At 65.8% G+C, this 17,225-nt stretch carries 12 protein-coding genes and 1 pseudogene; all 13 read left to right on the top strand.

Annotated elements, in window-relative coordinates; genetic code table 11:
• Nucleotides 1-9: 9 nt before the first annotated feature.
• The 13 genes and pseudogenes from dmpG to G9C89_RS21740 all read left to right on the top strand — a co-directional run bounded on the left by dmpG (nucleotide 10) and on the right by G9C89_RS21740 (nucleotide 17,004).
• A complete protein-coding gene (gene dmpG, locus G9C89_RS21795) occupies nucleotides 10-1,029 on the top strand; it encodes a 4-hydroxy-2-oxovalerate aldolase (RefSeq protein ID WP_172152154.1) in 1,020 nt (339 codons plus the stop codon).
• 190 nt (nucleotides 1,030-1,219) lie between these two features.
• A pseudogene (locus G9C89_RS25640) lies at nucleotides 1,220-2,335 on the top strand (HAMP domain-containing protein); the annotation flags it as partial.
• 12 nt (nucleotides 2,336-2,347) lie between these two features.
• A complete protein-coding gene (locus G9C89_RS25635; protein ID WP_390623857.1) occupies nucleotides 2,348-3,199 on the top strand; it encodes a methyl-accepting chemotaxis protein in 852 nt (283 codons plus the stop codon).
• A 345-nt stretch (nucleotides 3,200-3,544) separates the two neighbouring features.
• The gene (locus G9C89_RS21785) at nucleotides 3,545-4,588 is read left to right on the top strand and encodes a YCF48-related protein (protein WP_172152152.1); all 1,044 of its coding nucleotides are present in this window, start codon (nucleotides 3,545-3,547) and stop codon (nucleotides 4,586-4,588) included.
• Between the two features lie 35 nt (nucleotides 4,589-4,623).
• A complete protein-coding gene (locus tag G9C89_RS21780; protein ID WP_172152260.1) occupies nucleotides 4,624-6,999 on the top strand; it encodes an efflux RND transporter permease subunit in 2,376 nt (791 codons plus the stop codon).
• Between the two features lie 57 nt (nucleotides 7,000-7,056).
• A complete protein-coding gene (locus G9C89_RS21775; RefSeq protein ID WP_172152150.1) occupies nucleotides 7,057-8,664 on the top strand; it encodes a DUF1302 family protein in 1,608 nt (535 codons plus the stop codon).
• A gap of 21 nt (nucleotides 8,665-8,685) precedes the next feature.
• Nucleotides 8,686-9,951 (top strand): DUF1329 domain-containing protein, encoded by a 1,266-nt coding sequence (locus tag G9C89_RS21770; protein WP_172152148.1) that lies wholly within the window; start codon nucleotides 8,686-8,688, stop codon nucleotides 9,949-9,951.
• Nucleotides 9,952-10,094: 143 nt separating this feature from the next.
• Nucleotides 10,095-11,201: an alcohol dehydrogenase catalytic domain-containing protein gene (locus tag G9C89_RS21765; RefSeq protein WP_172152146.1), complete on the top strand. Its 1,107-nt coding sequence runs from the start codon at nucleotides 10,095-10,097 to the stop codon at nucleotides 11,199-11,201.
• Nucleotides 11,202-11,261: 60 nt separating this feature from the next.
• Complete coding sequence (locus tag G9C89_RS21760) at nucleotides 11,262-11,813, top strand: cupin domain-containing protein (RefSeq protein WP_172152144.1); 552 nt, start codon at nucleotides 11,262-11,264, stop codon at nucleotides 11,811-11,813.
• Between the two features lie 372 nt (nucleotides 11,814-12,185).
• Nucleotides 12,186-13,196, top strand: coding sequence for an AraC family transcriptional regulator (locus tag G9C89_RS21755; RefSeq protein ID WP_256674360.1), 1,011 nt, complete (start codon nucleotides 12,186-12,188; stop codon nucleotides 13,194-13,196).
• Between the two features lie 152 nt (nucleotides 13,197-13,348).
• On the top strand, nucleotides 13,349-14,686 hold the full coding sequence (locus G9C89_RS21750) for a Rieske 2Fe-2S domain-containing protein (protein ID WP_172152142.1): 1,338 nt from the start codon (nucleotides 13,349-13,351) through the stop codon (nucleotides 14,684-14,686).
• 54 nt (nucleotides 14,687-14,740) lie between these two features.
• Nucleotides 14,741-15,604, top strand: coding sequence for an alpha/beta fold hydrolase (locus tag G9C89_RS21745; RefSeq protein ID WP_172152133.1), 864 nt, complete (start codon nucleotides 14,741-14,743; stop codon nucleotides 15,602-15,604).
• Nucleotides 15,601-17,004: an amidase gene (locus tag G9C89_RS21740; protein ID WP_172152131.1), complete on the top strand. Its 1,404-nt coding sequence runs from the start codon at nucleotides 15,601-15,603 to the stop codon at nucleotides 17,002-17,004. Before G9C89_RS21745 ends, G9C89_RS21740 begins: the two co-directional genes overlap by 4 nt.
• Nucleotides 17,005-17,225 lie beyond the last annotated feature (221 nt).

The following is a 17,225-nucleotide window of genomic DNA, read 5'->3' as shown; positions in this document are numbered from 1 at the left end:
AGACGCAAAATGAACGGCAAGAAGCTCTATATCTCCGACGTGACCCTGCGCGACGGCAGCCACGCGATCCGTCATCAGTACTCGCTGGACAACGTGCAGGCCATTGCCCGTGCCCTCGACCAGGCGCGGGTGGATTCCATCGAGGTCACCCACGGTGACGGTCTGCAAGGTTCCAGCTTCAACTACGGCTTCGGCGCCCACACTGACCTGGAGTGGATCGAGGCGGCCGCCGACGTAATGGAGCACGCCACCCTGACCGTGCTACTGCTGCCCGGCATCGGCACCGTGCATGACCTCAAGGCCGCCTATGACGCCGGCGCCCGCTCGGTGCGGGTGGCCACCCACTGCACCGAAGCCGATGTGTCCCGGCAGCACATCGAGTACGCCCGCAGCCTCGGCATGGACACCGTGGGTTTCTTGATGATGAGCCACATGATCCCGGCCGAAGCACTGGCCCAGCAGGGCAAGCTGATGGAGAGCTACGGCGCCCAGTGCATCTACATGGCCGACTCCGGCGGGGCGATGAACATGCAGGATATCCGCGAGCGCATGCGCGCCTTCAAGGCGGTGCTGAAACCGGATACCCAGACCGGCATGCACGCCCACCACAATCTCAGCCTCGGCGTGGCCAACTCCATCACCGCGGTGGAGGAAGGCTGCGACCGCATCGACGCCAGCCTCGCCGGCATGGGCGCCGGCGCCGGCAACGCGCCGCTGGAGGTGTTCATCGCCGCCGCCGAGCGCCTGGGCTGGAACCATGGCACCGACCTCTACCGGCTGATGGACGCCGCCGATGACCTGGTACGGCCGCTGCAGGACCGTCCTGTGCGCGTCGACCGCGAAACCCTTGGCTTGGGCTACGCCGGCGTCTATTCCAGCTTCCTGCGCCACGCCGAGGTGGCGGCGCAGAAGTACGGGCTGAAGACCCTAGACATTCTCGTGGAGCTGGGCAAGCGGCGCATGGTCGGCGGCCAGGAAGACATGATCGTCGACGTCGCCCTCGACCTGCTGACCGCGCGCCGGGTCTGATCATTCGCGGTTGGTGCGCACAGCGCACCCTACGGTTGAGCGCTATCGCAGGCATTCGCTCGTAGGGTGCGCCGCGCGCACCAGTGTCCTCTGCGGAGTTTTCGGGGTGCGCCTCGGGGCCGCAGACATAGCCATCGAATCCGCGGAGGCCAAGGATGTGCCGCCGGCCACCCGCGACCAGGAGTTCGCCATGCTGGCCAATTATTCCCTGAAGAACAAACTGCTGTTGACCATCCTGCCGCTGACCATGCTGGTCTACCTGACCACCGTGCTGCTGGTCTATCAAACGAGCAAGTCATCGACCGAGGCGCTCGCTGAAGTAGCGGTGGGGGCCATTGTCCGTCAGCAGGCTGCCGAGATCGGCGGCTATTTCGATGGTGCCCTCTACCCAGCGCGGACGACCGCGGAACTCCTCGCTCGAGAGCTGGCCGATGGCGAGCTGGCGGACCGACGGATCGCCGAGCAGATGCTCGAAACCCTGTTGCACACCAGTCCACAGGCAACCGCCGCCTGGTGGCTGCCGCTGCAGGGTGGCGAACGCACTCCGGTGTATTGGCTGCGTGACCAGGCCGGTGTGCAGATGGCGTCGCCCGAACAACGCGCCGCCTTGCCCGACGTCGTCGGCCGCGACGCGGTCGAGCGCGAGCGGGTCGTTCCACCCCGGCTATTGCCAGGCCTTGGCGCCGCGCGACCTGCCATCCTCATACTGATTCCGGTGCGCCAGCAGGGAAGGGTGGTCGGCAGTCTGGGCATCGGCCTGGACGCGAAACAGCTGCAGGCCAAGGTGGGCCTGTTGCGTCCGCTGGGTGTCGGCCTGGCGGCATTGACCGCCCACGACTCCACGCTGGTGGCACATCCCGACCCGGCGCGGGTGGGACGCAAGAACGCGGAGACCGAGGGGGATTTCCTCGGCGACCATCTGCAATCGATGATCGACGCGGTGAGCCAGGGCAAGCCCCTGACGCTGCGTTTCGAATCACCGGCCATGCAGGAGGAGATCTTTATGCTCGCGGTGCCGGTGGCGATAGGTGATACCGCGACGCCCTGGTCCTTTGGCGTCGCCCTGCCCAGTTCGGCAGTCCTGGGCGGGGTCAAGGCCCTGGCACTCAAGCTGCTGCTGCTCGGTGCTGTCGCGCTGCTGCTGGCCGCAGGATTGATCCTGCTGCTTGGCCAGGCCCTGGCGCGGCCGTTGACTAGCGTGGTCCAGGCGGTCAGGCAGCTGGCTGCCGGCGAGGCCGATTTGTGCGCGCGGCTGCCCGTCCAGGGGCGTGACGAGCTGGCGACGCTGGCCCAGGAATTCAATCGATTCATCGGCTCGATGGCCGACCTGGTGGGCGAAATCAAAAGGACTGGCCAGACCCTGCACACGACGTCCGAGTCGCTCCAGCAGGACAGCGATGCCGCGGGAACCGGCGTCGACGCCCAGCGCGACGAGATCGGCCAGCTGGCTGCCGCCATGCAGCAGATGGCCGCTACGGTCGAGGAGGTGGCGAGCAATGCCGGACGTGCCGCGCATGCCACCAGTGAAGGTGACCAGGCGGTGGCCCGGGGGCAGGGCACGGTGGCGGCGCTGGCCGCAGCGATCAGCCACAACGCTGCCCTGCTGGAGGATATATCCGCCCTTACCGAGCAGCTCGACGATGCCAGCCAGACCATCGGCAGTGTGGTGGCGGTGATACGGGAGATTGCCGATCAGACCAACCTGCTGGCCCTCAACGCGGCGATCGAATCGGCGCGCGCTGGCGAGCAGGGACGGGGCTTCGCGGTGGTGGCCGATGAGGTGCGGGCCCTGGCGCGGCGCACGCACAGCTCCACCGAAGAGGTGCGCCTCAGCATCGCGACCATCCAGGAGCGTACGCAGACGGTGGTGGGCATGGTCGAGCGAGGCCGGCACAGCTCGCAGGCCAGCGTCTCCAGCGCCGAGGAGGCCAGTGAGGCGCTGCAGCGGATCACCCTGATGATCAGCCAGGTACGCGACATGAGCCAGCAGATCGCCGCCGCCACCGGCCAGCAGGCTGCCACCAGCGAGCAGTTGTCGCGCAGCCTGGTGACCATCGCCGGCTCGGCGGAAAGCGCCTCGACCAGTGCCGGCCAGGTACGCCAGCGCGGCCACGAGCTGCAGGCCCTGGCGGGGCGGCTGAATACCCTGGTGGGCCGCTTCAAGCTATAGGGGGTGTTGTTGCGTAACGGTCTTCATCGCCGGCCATTGGGACGGCGATAAGCGTACTGGCTTTCGGATAGTGCATGGCTGGCCGTTGGCCCCGCGGCCCTCGCCATCGCTCCTCCAGTACTGGTCAGTGATCGTCGTTTCCGTAAAGGGCACGCATACCGCGCGCTGAACTAGCGCCGGAAGGTCCGCCCAAACCATGACCTGGATCAAGAATGTGCGCCCAGGGGACAAGCCGTGCAGTGTCGGGATAGTTCCCCTCCCGGTGCATACCTAGAGTGGAGTTGCCTGCGTTGTCGGCCAAACCACTACCACAACAAGACGACGTCAACCGTGCGGACTCGAGCCATGTCAAAACTCATCAACATCGATCACCCCTCATCCCTGCGGATACCACGTCAAAGCGCCGGGCAGCGCGCCCTCAAGACGTTGATGGCAGTGCTGCCCTGGTCGATCATCGCCGGCCTACTGTGGGCCGGGCTGTTCATCAAGCCGCAGCCGGTCGGGGGCACCGTAACCCCGCCGGCACTGGAGCGCCGCGACCATTTCTATGGCCTGGCGCTTTCGCCTGGCGGCGAAGTGTGGGCCAGCGGCTCCAACGGCAAGCTCCTGGCGATCGCCGAAAACGGCCAGATCCGCCGTTTGCCCACGCCCACCGAGCGAACGCTGCAGGACGTCGCCATCTGGGATGCCAGCCATGCTGTGGCGGTGGGCAACGACGGGGTGATCCTGCATAGCCAGGATGCCGGCCAGCACTGGCAGGCTGCGTCTGGCGTGCCGCGCTCGGAGGTGGCCAACAAGCTGAACCGGGTCCGGGTAGCTGCCGGCGGCCTGGCCATTGCCGCGGGTGAAATGGGCGCGCTGCTGGTCAGTCACGACTATGGCCAGAGCTGGCAGCGCCTGCGCGAAGAGGAGGACGTGGCCTGGAACGACGTGGCCATCCTCGACGGCGGTCGCCTGGTGGTGGTCGGCGAGTTCGGCCGCATCCTGCTCAGCGATGACCTGGGTCAGCATTGGGAGGAGCCCGCAACACCGGTTCCCGGCTCGCTGATGTCGGTGCAGTTCCGCGATGCGCAGAACGGCATGGCGGTTGGTCTGGAAGGAACCTTGCTGGCTACCAGCGATGGCGGTCGGACCTGGGAGGGTGTCGAGCTGGGCGTAACCGACCACCTGTTCGACATTCTCTGGATCGCGCAGCAGCAACGCTGGTTCGCCACCGGCGCACTGGGTCGCTGGGTCGCCGGCGACGACCAAGGCTGGACGACCGGCGCCCTGGATGAGCGCAACCGTGCCTGGCATACCCGCGCCCTGGCGGTTGGCTCGCAGGTTTGGCTGGCTGGCGCCGATATCGGTCGCTGGGACGGCCGCCAGTGGTCGGAGCTGCAGCCATGAAATCTCCCCTGGCCTTATTCAGTCGAGAACAAACCATGATCGAACGCATTGCCGAGTTCTGTATCCGTCGGCGCGCCTGGGTGGCCGGCGGACTCCTGTGCCTCACCCTGGTGTTGGGCTGGTTCGCCCTGCACATCGAGGTACGCACCGTCTTCGAGGACATGTTGCCGTCGCGTCACGAGTACGTGCAGACCCACGAGAAATTCAAGGACACCTTCGGTGGCTCGAACATGGTCACCATCATGTTCGAGGTGGAGCAGGGCGAGATCTTCCAGACCGCCGTGCTGGACAAGGTGCGCAGCGTCACCCTGGGCCTGCGCGAGGTGTCGGCGGTCAACCAGTACCAGATCACCTCGCTGGCCTCGAAGAAGCTCAAGGAGGTGCGTGCCTCCACGGCCGGCATCGAAAGCCGTCCGCTGATGTGGCCGGACCTGCCGGCCGACGCCGAGGCAATGGCCGAGCTCCGGCAGGCGGTGCTGCGCAACCCGCTGGTCTATGGGCCCTTTGTGTCCAAGGACCTGCAGGCGACCCTGATCACCGTGGACTTCATCGACCAGCAGGTCGACTACACCAAGGTGTTCCACGAAATCCGCGCCCTGATCGATAGCGTCGACGACGGTAGCGTGAAGATCCGCGTGGTCGGCGATCCGATCCTCTACGGCTGGGTGGGCCACTACCTGCCGGAGACCACCCAGTTGGTGTTCGCTGCGTTGCTGGTCACCCTGGTCATGTTGTTCGTCCTGCTGCGCACCTGGCGGGGCTTGATCCTGCCGCTGCTGGCGGGCCTGGTCAGCGCCCTCTGGGCGCTGGGCATCTGCCGGTTGCTGGAGATCAATTTCGAACCGCTGGTCATCGTGGTGGCGATGTTGATCACTTCGCGGGCAGTGTCGCATTCGGTGCAGATCGTCAATCGCTTCGATGACGAACTGGAGTTGCTGCCGCCCGGCGCCGATACCTCGAGGATCGCCGCGCGGATCGCCCTGGCCGACCTGTTCCGCCCCGGTATGCTGGGGGTGATCGCCGATGCCGCATGCATGGCGGTGGTGGCCCTGAGCCCGATCCCGATGCTGCAGAAGCTCACCGTACTGGCGGTGGTCTGGGTGTCGACCCTGACGGTCAGCGCCGTGATCCTCACTCCGGTGATGCTGTCGTTCATCCGCAAACCCCACGGTACGGCCCATCCCATCGACTGCCTGCCGCTGTTGCGCAAGGTGCTCGACCTGGCCGTCCGGGTCAGCCTGTCGCGGGCCCGTTATGTGGTACTGGGCACCAGCCTGCTGGTGGTGGTCGCTGCCGGCCTCTACTCGCTGAACCTGAAGATCGGCGATGCCAATCCGGGCTCGCCGATTCTCTGGCCGGAGTCGCCCTACAACCGCGACTCCGCGGCTATCAACGCCCGCTTCGAAGGGGTCGACCGGATGTTCGTGGTGCTCGGCGACGACAGCCAACCCGGCCTGATCAAGGGCAACGAGGCGTTGCACGCGATGAACAGCTTCCAGCGTTTCATCGAGGCGCAGCCGGAAGTGGGCGGTTCGCTGTCCATCGCCGATGTACTGCCCCATGTGAACAGCAGCCTGCGCGAAGGCAATCCGCGTTACCTGGAACTGGGCGACAGCGGGGCGATCAACGGCAGCCTGATGGCCATGCTCGATTCGGTGTCCGAGCCGGGCGACATCTCGCGCTTCGCCGACGACCAGTACGCCAACGGCTCGGTGACCCTGATGTTCCGTGATCGCCAGGGCGAGACGATCCGCACCGCGGTGGCGCGGGTCAAGCAGTTCATCGCCGAGCACCCCTTGGCTGATGGTCAGTGGCACTTGGCCGGCGGGTTGATCGGTGTGATGGCGGCGGTCAACGAGATCATCCTGTCCAGCCAGATCGAGGCGATCGCCCTGGCCCTGCTGGTGCTCGCGGTGCTCTGCACCCTGGTCTATCGCTCGAGCATGGCCGGCATGCTGTTCATGGTGCCGGTGATCATTTCCAACATGCTGACCTTCGCCTTCATGACCTGGATGGGCATCGGCATGAATATCAACACCGTGCCGGTGGCGGCTCTGGGCATCGGCCTGGGCGTCGACTACGCCTTCTACATCGCCGACCGCGTGAAGGAAGAGATAGCCGCCGGCCGCAGCGCCGAGGAGGCGATCCGCATCGCGCTGCACTCCGCCGGCATGGGCGTGATCGTCACCGCCAGCGTACTGATCCTCAGCACCCTGCTCTGGTGGCTGTCGTCACTGCGCTTCCAGGCCGAGATGGGCCTGCTGATGGCCATCTGGCTCAGCGTATCGGCGTTCTCCGCCCTGTTCATCATGCCGGCGCTGCTCTACGTGTTCCGCCCCCGCTTCATCTTCGGCGAGCGGGGCGCGGCAACCCTCGTCAGTACGGCTCCTCCGTCGTTTCAGGCGACTTGAGACGAAACAACAACAAGAACCCTAGCTTCCTCGCTGCCATAACCCTCGGGAGACAACATGAATAACAAGCGCATCCCGGCCGCGCGTGCGCGCGTGCCGCTCGACAAACTCGCCCTGGCGATTGCCCTGGGCACCCTCGCCATGCCCTTGCTGGCTGACGACAGTTTCAAGTTCGACGGCTACCTGCGCGAGGAGCTGTCCTTGAACACCAAGAACTGGGAAGACACCCCCGGCTATGACGACCAGGGCAAGTTGTCAATGGCGCGCAGCACCGCGCGGCTCAACCTGGACTGGCAGGCCACCGACAGCGTTTCGGTGGTGGCCAAGCTGCGCGCCGTGCGCGAGATCGAGACCGACTTCCTCGAGCACCTGGAGGAGATGGGCGCCAACAACCACCGCGAGGCCGATGGCCGCGGCGACATCATGGAGCTGTACAACAAGGCGGAGATCCGCGAGCTGTACGTCGACTTCCCGGTGGGCGAGCGTCTGTCCTTCCGCATCGGCAAGCAACAACTGGCCTGGGGCGAGACCGACTTCTTCGCCGCCAACGACCTGGTGCACGGCTTCGACTACACCTGGCGCAACTTCCTCGAGCCGGCCAACGAAGAGCTGCGCAAGACCAACAACATCATCAAGATGAACATCGACGTGCCGGAGCTGGCCGGCGGCCTCGAGGCCTTCATCCGGCCGGGGCTTGATCGCAAGCAGGACATCGGCACCGAGCTCGATATCTATGGCGGGCGCTGGTCGGGCAATCCCTATGCCGGGGTCGATTTCCGCAATATCGACCCCTACAACTTCGAGAACGACGAGGGCGACTACCGCGATGTCACCGGCGGCCTGCGCTGGAGCGGGCTGTACGGCGACATCAACTACTCGCTGTCGTACCTGAAGACCTTCTACAACTCGCCGATTCTCAACGCCTCGGACAACCTCGCGCTGTTCGGTCTGCCGGATGTGCCGTCCGGCGCTGAAACCCAGGGTACCGACCAGACCCGCGGTGCGGCCGGCGAAGTCATCTACCCGATCGTCGATATCTTCGGCCTGACCGCCAGCGGCTACTCCGAAGCGGCCGACGCAGTGTTCAGTACCGAGGTCGCCTACATCAAGGACGCCCCCTACCAGATCGAGCTGGCGAGCCCGACCCTGCTCAGTCAGTTCATCGCCCCCGGCTTCGACGGCTACACCACCAAGGACGTGGTGGCGCTGATGCTGCGCATGGACAAGACCATCGCCGCCACCCAGACCTGGCTGGGCACCGAGAAGCCGATGTTCTTCTCCGTGCAGCTGTTCGACAAATGGGTGCAGAACTTCGATGACGACGACAACCTGCTCTACAGCGTTGGCTGGGGCGGCAAGGTCAAGGAGCACTCGGTGCTGGCGACCACCATCTTCGACCTCAGCTACGACAGCGGGCGCATTCGCCCGAACCTGGTGCTGGGGGCCGACCTGAGCAATGGCGGCGGCTTCGCCGTGCCATCGGTGACCTTCGAGCTGTCCAGCAAATGGCGCTGGAAGGTCGAATACGACGCCTTCTGGGATGACGGCCATCGCGATAGCTCGAAGTGCAGTCCAGGGCAGATGAACGACTGCGATAGCACCACGCTGTTCGGCTATTTCCACAACCGCGATCAGCTCTACACGAGCCTGACCTACCTGTTCTGATCCGTACCTGGAGAATCCACCATGAGCGTATCCCGCCCCATCCTGTACAAAACCCTGGCCTTGGGCCTCATCGCGGCCGCCGGCAGCCTGTCGTCCCTGGTGCTGGCCGCCGAACTGCCCGCCGGCACGGTGATTTCCGCTGCCAATATCGACCAGATCAAGAACGACACCTTCGAAGGCCACAGCATCGCCAACCTGCTGACCGAGAAGATGGAATGGCGCATCCGCCACAGCGGCTGGAAGCTGCCGCTGGCCCAGTCCAAGGAGGTACCGCTGGACCCGCGCTGGGTCGAGGCGTCCCAGGCAAACGCCGGCAAGGCCAGCATCAACAAGGACGCCTGCCAGGTGGACAACTGGGGCGCCGGAGCGCCCTTCCCGAGCATCGACATGCAGGACCCGCAGGCCGCGGAAAAGCTGATATGGAACTGGCACCTCGGCCAACTGGTCGGCGACGTCTCCCAGGTGCCGCAGTACACTCAGTTGCTGATCGACGGCAAAAAGGGCGTACACGCCGAACCGGTGGCGGAGTTCAGCCGCTATACCATGAAGGGCCGCCTGAGCGGCCCGGCGGTTGAGGGCGACGGCAGCGAGCGCGGCCGCCAGTTGCTTTACTTCAAGTCACCCTCCGACATGAAGGGCCTCGGCACCTACACCCAGATGTACGACTCGGACAAGGTTAACGACGTCTGGGCCTACATTCCGGCCGTGCGCCGCGTGCGTCGGCTGTCCGGCGGCGCCTGGATGGACCCGGTCGGCTCTTCGGACCAGTTGCAGGACGACCTGGAGATCTTCAACGCCCGGCCCTGCTGGTACTCCGAGTACAAGCTGCTCGGCAAGCGCTGGGTGCTCGCCGTGGCCAACAGCAAGACCGGCCTGTGGAATCCGGACGGCAAGAGCTTCGCCGAGAAGTACCCGGTGGTGGAGGACGCCGCGCCCTACTGGAACATGAACAACAACGACTTCGAGCCGCGCGAGGTGTACGTCATCGAGGCGATCACCCCGTCTGTCCACCCCTACAGCAAGAAGGTGCTGTACATGGACGTGAAGTACCCGCGCTTCTACTACGCCGAGGCCTACGACCGCAAAGGCGAGTTCTGGAAGTTCATGGAGTTCCACTCCTACGCCAACACCGCAGCCGGCGACATCCGCACAACCGCCGGTGCGGTCATCGACTTCCAGCGCAACCACGCCACCCTGTCGATGATCGACACCAAGTCCTGGAAAACCAACTTCGACGCCAAGGCCAGCGACTTCTCCCTGCAGACCCTGCAGAAGGCTGGTCGCTAGGTCCGCCGTGTTGGCTGGTCGGGGTGCCGCGTGGCGCCCCGGTCAGCGCTTTCGCTCCCGCGGCGAGCCGCCGTGGGCATAACAACAATCGCGACGGTCGGCGCCACGCCCTGTGGCTAGCCGAACCGGAGGAGAGCCTTGCCATGTCGACGATGAAAGCTGCGCGCCTGCACCAGATCGGCGGTCGCTTCACCCTTGATGAAGTCCCCCTGCCCAGCCCCGGCGAGCACGACGTGCTGGTCAAGGTCGAGGCCAGCGGGATCATCCCCAACCTGAAGAACGTCACCACCCACTTCCCCGAGTGGTATCCCTTCCTGCCGCTGCCGGCGCTGCCGGCGATCTTCGGCCTGGACAGTGCCGGCACCGTCACGGCGGTGGGCGCCAAGGTGCGCGCATTCCAGCCAGGCGACCGGGTCTACGTCAATCCCGGCGTCGGCTGCGGTGAGTGCCGCTACTGCCGCCAGGGCGAAGCGCCGCGTTGTGATGCCTATACCTTTCTCGGCTATTTCGGTTTCGGCCCGGGCTCGCAACAGGTATTCCAGCAGTACCCCTACGCCGGCTACGGCCAGTACATGACCGCGCCCTCGACCAACCTGGTGCGTCTGCCGCAACGCCTGAGCTTCGCCCAGGCGACCCGCTTCGGCTACCTTGGCACCGCCTATTCGGCGATCCGCAAGTCGGCACTGCGCCCTGGACAGAGCATCCTGATCCTCGGTGCGTCCGGCACCCTCGGTGTCGGTGCGACCTTGCTGGCACTGGCCTTCGGTGCGGCACGCATTGTGGTTGCCGCCCGCGACGAGGGCGCTCTGGCCAGGCTCAAGCAGTTGGCGCCGGAGCGCATCGACACGCTGCGCATCGGCTGTGGCGAACTCCGCCAGCAGGTGCTCGAGCGGGTACCCGGCGGCGTCGACGTGATGCTCGACACCCTCGGCGCCAAGGCCCCGGCGGCGCTTTCGGTGGACGCCATGCAGGCGGTCACCCGCGGCGGGCGGATCATTCAGATCGGCGGCGTGGCCGGGCCGATCCCGATCGACCCGCATCCGTTCATGTGCGCGCAGCTGCAGTACATCGGCTCGCTGTGGTTCACCACCGCCGAAGGCGACGAGATGGCCAGCATGATCGAGGCCGGTACCCTCGACCTGTCGCTGCTGGAAGAGCGCCGCTATGCACTTGAGCAGCTCAACGAGGCGCTCGACGACATCCAGACCCAGGCTAACGGCTTCACCAACTTCCATATCGTCCACGGCTGAGGGTCACGCCTGGTCGCGCGCCGCGGCCGGGCCAACCAGCCCTTCGGGAGCGTTACGACAATGACAACAACACGCACCGTGACCGGCCACGACAGCGCCGGCGCCTCGATCATCGTCAGCCAGGGTCCGCTGCCCGGCTGCGAGGAATACCGCCACTCGCCCGGTTTCTCCGCCGCATTGGTGTGGCAAACCGCGCCGCAGGCGCAGATCGCCGACCAGCCGAGCGACCCGACGTGCACGGCGACCTCGGTACTGCCCGCCCCGGGCGGCACCAGCGCGCTGCTGGTAAGTTTCCCGCCGGACAGCCTGGCCGGCGGCAGCGACTTCGACCCGATCGCCGCCGGCGCGGAGCTCTGCCAACGCCTGCCCGGCCTGGCCGAGCGCTTCGAGGCCGAGGCGCCGGGCTTCCATCGCACCGACAGCATCGACTACGGCGTGGTACTCGAAGGCGAGATCACCCTGGAACTGGATGGCGGGCGCACCAGCCTGCTGCGTCAGGGCGACATCGTGGTACAGATGGGAACACGGCACGCCTGGCGCAACCGCGGTAACACTCCCGCGCGCCTGCTGTTCGTGCTGGTCGGGGCTCATCGAGTGCCGCTACCGACCTGAATTCGCCGCAAAAAGCGCTAAATCGCCGGCCATCTGGCGTCATTCTCGGGAATTCTCGGGGATGCGCCGTGGTACGTCCGGAATATGGCTTGGTTCGGCTTCGTCGGTCGGCGAAGCTCGCCAGGAGGCACGCTTCTTGCCTTTATCCAAGGGCAGGTATTTGACAGCCCCGAGCGTTACTCGCCGGGCTGGCCACGACCCTGCACCCGGCGATTCGTTTGCTGGTCACGCCCGAGCGGCGTGCCTCGCCAACCCTGGCGCTACGACTAGCCACTCATGCGCGAAGACCATGATTAGCCACCATAACCATAACTGGGCTCGCGCGCCTTGCATCGATACAAGCTGTCTGTCCTGCAGCATTCAGGACAGAGGATGAGCGCAATGGAACACCTGGCTTTTTCGGCGGCAACGCCACCCGAGTCCGTCCTGTCCCGCTTCGAGGTCTGTCACACGCAGGATCTCGACGAAGCGCGCCAATGGGGCGAGCGCATCTTCTGCGAGAACCGCCTGCGCAGCCTGGACACCAAGGGCACGGTGGACACGCGTATCTATTACCGGCGCATCGGCGGGGTCGGCATAGGGCGGATGAGCTATGGCGGCGATGTCAGCATCGAGCCCGGCGTACTTGGCTCCTTCGCCCTGATCCAGATGCCGATCCGCGGCCAGGAGCTGATCAGGTGCGGTACCCAGCAGGTGCGTTCCACGCCCAGCCTGGGCTCGGTCCTCAGCCCGCAGACACCGATCACCATCCACCACTGCGACAGCACGGAAAAGCTGATCATCCGCGTCGATCGCAACCTGATCGAACGCCATTGTCAGCAGCACCTCGGGCGCACCCTGCGCAAGGACATCGAGTTCCAGGCGGCGATGCCCCTGGAGACTCCGCAAGGACGGCGCTGGATGCGCATGGTCGGTTGGCTCTATGACAGCCTGTCGGTCGACGATGAGCTGCCGCCGCTGCTCGCCGCCCAGCTCGAAAGCACCCTGGTCAACATGCTGCTGACCTGCCAGCCGCACACCTACAGCGAGGAGCTGTGCAGCGATCAGCACTCGTCCATTGCGCCAGCGTTCGTCAAACGGGTGGAGCGCTTCATCGAAGAGCATGCCCACGAACCGATCTCTATCGTCGAGATGGCCGAGCACGCCGGGGTCAGCAGTCGCTCGCTGTTCACCGGCTTCCGGCGTTTCCGCAACACCTCGCCGATGCTCTACCTCAAGGAGGTTCGCCTGCGCCACGTGCAGGAAGAACTACAGCGGCAAAGTCTCGGCAGCACCACGGTGACCACCGTGGCCTTCCGCTGGGGTTTCAGCCACCTCGGTCATTTCACCACCGACTACAAGCGCCGCTTCGGCGAGAGCCCGTCGGAAACCCTGGCGCGCTGAGCTGCCCGGACAGGGATGTCCTGCTCCGCACACTTTCTGCGCTGCCGGGATAAGGCGCTCAGTCAAGGGAGCGTCAGCCCCGCGCCAGCTTCCTAGGATGACCATCAAGCGCACCGCACCGCGGTGTCCTGTCAGCCTACCGGGAGCCTTCCATGTCCGAGCAACCCATTATCCGCCGTCGTGTGGTGAAAACCGGCATCAGCGATGCCCGCGCCAACAACGCCAAGACCCAGAGCCAATACCAGCCATACAAGGATGCGGCCTGGGGTTTCATCAACCACTGGTATCCGGGCCTGTTCAGCCACGAACTCGAAGAGGATCAGGTGCAGGGCATCCAGATCTGCGGCGTACCCATTGTCCTGCGCCGGGTCAACGGCCAGGTCTATGCGCTCAAGGACCAGTGCCTGCACCGTGGCGTGCGGCTTTCCGAGAAGCCGATGTGCTTCAACAAGAGCACCATCTCCTGCTGGTACCACGGTTTCACCTTCGACCTGGAGAGCGGCAAGCTGGTGACCATAGTCGCCAACCCGGACGATAAGCTGATCGGCACCACCGGCATCACCACCTACCCGGTGTATGAGGTCAACGGCATGATCTTCGTCTTCGTCCGTGAGGACGACTTCCCCGACGAAGACGTGCCGCCGCTGGCCCACGACCTGCCGTTCCGCTTCCCCGAGCGCAGCGAGGAGTTCCCGCATCCGCTGTGGCCGGCCTCGCCGGGCGTGCTCGACGACAACGCGGTGGTGCTCGGCATGCACCGCACCGGCTACGGCAACTGGCGGATCGCCTGCGAGAACGGTTTCGACAACGCGCACATCCTGGTGCACAAGGACAACACCATCGTCCACGCCATGGACTGGGTGCTGCCGCTCGGCCTGCTGCCGACCAGCGACGACTGCATCGCCGTGGTCGAGGACGAGAATGGCCCGAAAGGTCTGATGCAGTGGCTGTTCACCGACAAGTGGGCGCCGATCCTGGAGAACCGGGAACTGGGCCTCAAGGTGGAAGGCCTCAACGGCCGCCATTACCGTACCTCAGTGGTCCTGCCGGGGGTGCTGATGGTGGAGAACTGGCCGGGCGAGCACATGACCCAATACGAGTGGTACGTGCCGATCACCGACGACACCCACGAGTACTGGGAAATTATCGTGCGCGTCTGCGACACCCCGGAAGAGCGGCAGAAGCACCAGTACCGCTACGACCACGTCTATAAGCCGCTGTGCCTGCACGGTTTCAACGACTGCGACATCTATGCCCGCGAAGCCATGCAGAATTTCTATGTCGACGGTACCGGCTGGGACGACGAACAACTGGTGGCCACCGATATCTCGCCGATCAGCTGGCGCAAGCTGGCCTCGCGCTGGAACCGCGGCATCGCCAAGCCCGGCCGTGGGGTGAAGGGCGCGGTGAAGGACACCAGCCTGATCTTCAAGGAAACCGCCGATGGTCATCGCCCGGGCTACAAGGTCCGCCAGATCGAAGACCATTGATTCCGGCAGGGTCCGGTGCCTGGCGCCGGACCCTGCTCGGCAAGGATATTTCCGATGAGCAATCCACTGATTTCGCACAGCCGCTTCGTCACGGTCGACGGGGTGCGCCTGCACTACCACGAGGTCGACGGAGCGGACGATCGCCCACCGGTGATCTTCACCCACGGCGGCGGTCCCGGCAGCAGCGCCTGGAGTAACTTCCACCGCAGCGCCGCCGCCTTCGCCGGGCGGCAGCGCTGCTATTTCCTCGACTTCCCGCAGTTCGGCGGCTCCGACATGGTCGCCGTCGAGGGCCCGGTCTTCAGCTGGCATGCGCGCAAGCTGCTGGGTTTTCTCGATGCGCTGGGCATCCCCCGCGCGCACCTAGTCAACCAGTCGTTCGGCGGCTGCGTGGCGATCCGCTTCGCCGCCGAGCATCCCGAGCGGGTCGCCCGCCTAGTGCTAATTGGCTCGCAACCGGTGGCGCGTGGTGTGCTGCAGCCGCTGCCGCTGTTCAGCAAGCATGCCGCCACGCTGCTGAGCGATTACTTCCTCGCCGATGGCGGGCCGAGCCTGGACAAGATGCGCGTGCTGATCTGCCGCTACGAGCTGCACGACGACGGCAAGATCGACGAGGAAACCCTGCGCCTGCGCTACGAGGCGAGCTGCAATCCCGCGTTTATCGACCTTCTCAATACTCCCGGCGCGTTCGGCGAATGGGAAGACCTGACGGCGGTGTTCGCCCGGGTGCAGGCGCCGAGCCTGATCTTCTGGGGGCTGCACGACTGGTTCGGCGGCATCGACGTGCCGATGCTGATGCTCAACCAGTTCGCCGACGCGCGCCTGCACATGATCGGCAATGCCGCCCACCATGTGCAGAGCGAATGTCCAGAGGAATTCAACACGCTCGCACTGAGCTTTATCGGGGGTTGTCCATGAGCAGCACATCCGAACTGCATTACCTGGAGCTGCACGAACTGTCGCTGCTGATCCGCAGCGGCAAGCTGTCGCCGGTGGAGGTCACCGAAGCGCAGCTGGTGCGCATCGAGCAACTCGACGGCGCTCTGCACAGCTACGCCCGGGTCACCCCCGAGCTGGCCCTGGAGCAGGCGCGCCAGGCCGAGCGCGAGCTGGCGCGCGGCGAGTGCCGCAGCCCGCTGCACGGCATCCCGCTGGCGGTGAAGGACCTGTTCCACACCGCAGGCGTGCCCACCGCGGCGGGCATGCCGCTGCACCGCACGTTCGTGCCGCAGGAGGACGCCACCGTGGTCGCCCGCCTGCGCGAAGCTGGCAGCGTGCTGCTCGGCAAGCTGCAGATGACCGAGGGTGCATTCGCCATCCATCACCCGGAGATAGTCGCACCGGTCAATCCCTGGGGCGCCGACCACTGGGCCGGCGCCTCGTCCAGCGGCAGCGGCGTGGCCACCGCCGCCGGCCTCTGCTATGCCGCGCTGGGCAGCGACAGCGGCGGCTCGATCCGCTTCCCCTGCGCGGCCAACGGCCTGACCGGCCTCAAGCCGACCTGGGGCCGGGTCAGCCGCCACGGCACATTCGAACTGGCCGCCAGCCTCGACCACGTCGGGCCGATCACCCGCAGCGCGCGCGATGCGCTGTTCCTGCTGTCGACCATCGCCGGTCACGATCCCGCCGATCCCACCTCGCTGCCCAGCGTGTGCCTGGAGATTCCGAGTGTCGAGGAGTCGTTCCGCGGCCTGCGCGTCGGCATCGACGAGGCCTGGCTGAGCGACGGCGTCGACCCAGTGATCGTCAAGGCGCTCGAACAGGTGCTGGCGATCGTCCGCGACGGCGGCGGCACCCTGCTGCGCGTGCGCGTGCCCGACACCCGCGCGGTGAGCGGCAACTGGGAGCGCCACTGCGGTGTACAGACCGCCGTGGCGCATGCCGCCACCTACCCGCAGCGCGCCGCCGAATACGGCCCCGCGCTGAGCCGCCTGATCGACGGCGGGCGGGCGCTGAGTGGCATGGACTACCAGCGCATCCTGCTTGACGCCCAGCGCTTTAGCGGCGAGTTGGACAGTCTGCTCGGCGAGGTCGACCTGCTACTCGCGCCGGTGCAGCCCTACGCCGCACCGACCCACGCGCAACTGGCCAGCCTGGCCGAGGATCCGGAAGCCAACCGCCGACTGATCCAGTTCACCGCGCCGTTCAATGTCAGCGGCCACCCCTGCCTGAGCCTGCCGATCGGCTTCAGCGAGAGTGGCCTGCCGATCGGCGGCCAGTTCATCGCCGGCAAGGGCAAGGAAGGCTTGCTGTGCCGGGCCGGCATGGCCCTGCAGAAGGTGACCGATTGGCACCGGCAGCGCCCCGCCGGGTTCTAACGACTCCTTGGTTGGCCCGTGCCGCGCTGGCACGGGCTTTTTTTTGGTGCGCCAGGCATGGCGCGTTGCGCGTAAGCGCAACCAGTTTGGCTGTGGTGGCCGCGCTGGTGACTTGGAGGTGAAAGTCCTCTACATACCCGGCAAGGGGAAGTGTTAGCCAGAGGCAAGGGTGTCGCGGGTGACTGCGAATCTGAAGGAATCCCGAGGCAAAATGCTGGCCT

It is taken from the genome of Pseudomonas tumuqii, from assembly GCF_013184545.1.
Taxonomy (GTDB): Bacteria; Pseudomonadota; Gammaproteobacteria; order Pseudomonadales; family Pseudomonadaceae; genus Aquipseudomonas; species Aquipseudomonas tumuqii.
The sequence above is the reverse complement of the archived record's forward strand: the minus strand, read 5'-3'. Positions and strand labels throughout refer to the sequence as shown.

Coding starts and splice junctions, on each gene's coding strand:
- dmpG (WP_172152154.1), top strand. CDS start 10: ATGAACGGCAAGAAGCTCTATATCTCCGACGTGACCCTGCGCGACGGC.
- G9C89_RS25635 (WP_390623857.1), top strand. CDS start 2,348: ATGGCCGACCTGGTGGGCGAAATCAAAAGGACTGGCCAGACCCTGCAC.
- G9C89_RS21785 (WP_172152152.1), top strand. CDS start 3,545: ATGTCAAAACTCATCAACATCGATCACCCCTCATCCCTGCGGATACCA.
- G9C89_RS21780 (WP_172152260.1), top strand. CDS start 4,624: ATGATCGAACGCATTGCCGAGTTCTGTATCCGTCGGCGCGCCTGGGTG.
- G9C89_RS21775 (WP_172152150.1), top strand. CDS start 7,057: ATGAATAACAAGCGCATCCCGGCCGCGCGTGCGCGCGTGCCGCTCGAC.
- G9C89_RS21770 (WP_172152148.1), top strand. CDS start 8,686: ATGAGCGTATCCCGCCCCATCCTGTACAAAACCCTGGCCTTGGGCCTC.
- G9C89_RS21765 (WP_172152146.1), top strand. CDS start 10,095: ATGTCGACGATGAAAGCTGCGCGCCTGCACCAGATCGGCGGTCGCTTC.
- G9C89_RS21760 (WP_172152144.1), top strand. CDS start 11,262: ATGACAACAACACGCACCGTGACCGGCCACGACAGCGCCGGCGCCTCG.
- G9C89_RS21755 (WP_256674360.1), top strand. CDS start 12,186: ATGAGCGCAATGGAACACCTGGCTTTTTCGGCGGCAACGCCACCCGAG.
- G9C89_RS21750 (WP_172152142.1), top strand. CDS start 13,349: ATGTCCGAGCAACCCATTATCCGCCGTCGTGTGGTGAAAACCGGCATC.
- G9C89_RS21745 (WP_172152133.1), top strand. CDS start 14,741: ATGAGCAATCCACTGATTTCGCACAGCCGCTTCGTCACGGTCGACGGG.
- G9C89_RS21740 (WP_172152131.1), top strand. CDS start 15,601: ATGAGCAGCACATCCGAACTGCATTACCTGGAGCTGCACGAACTGTCG.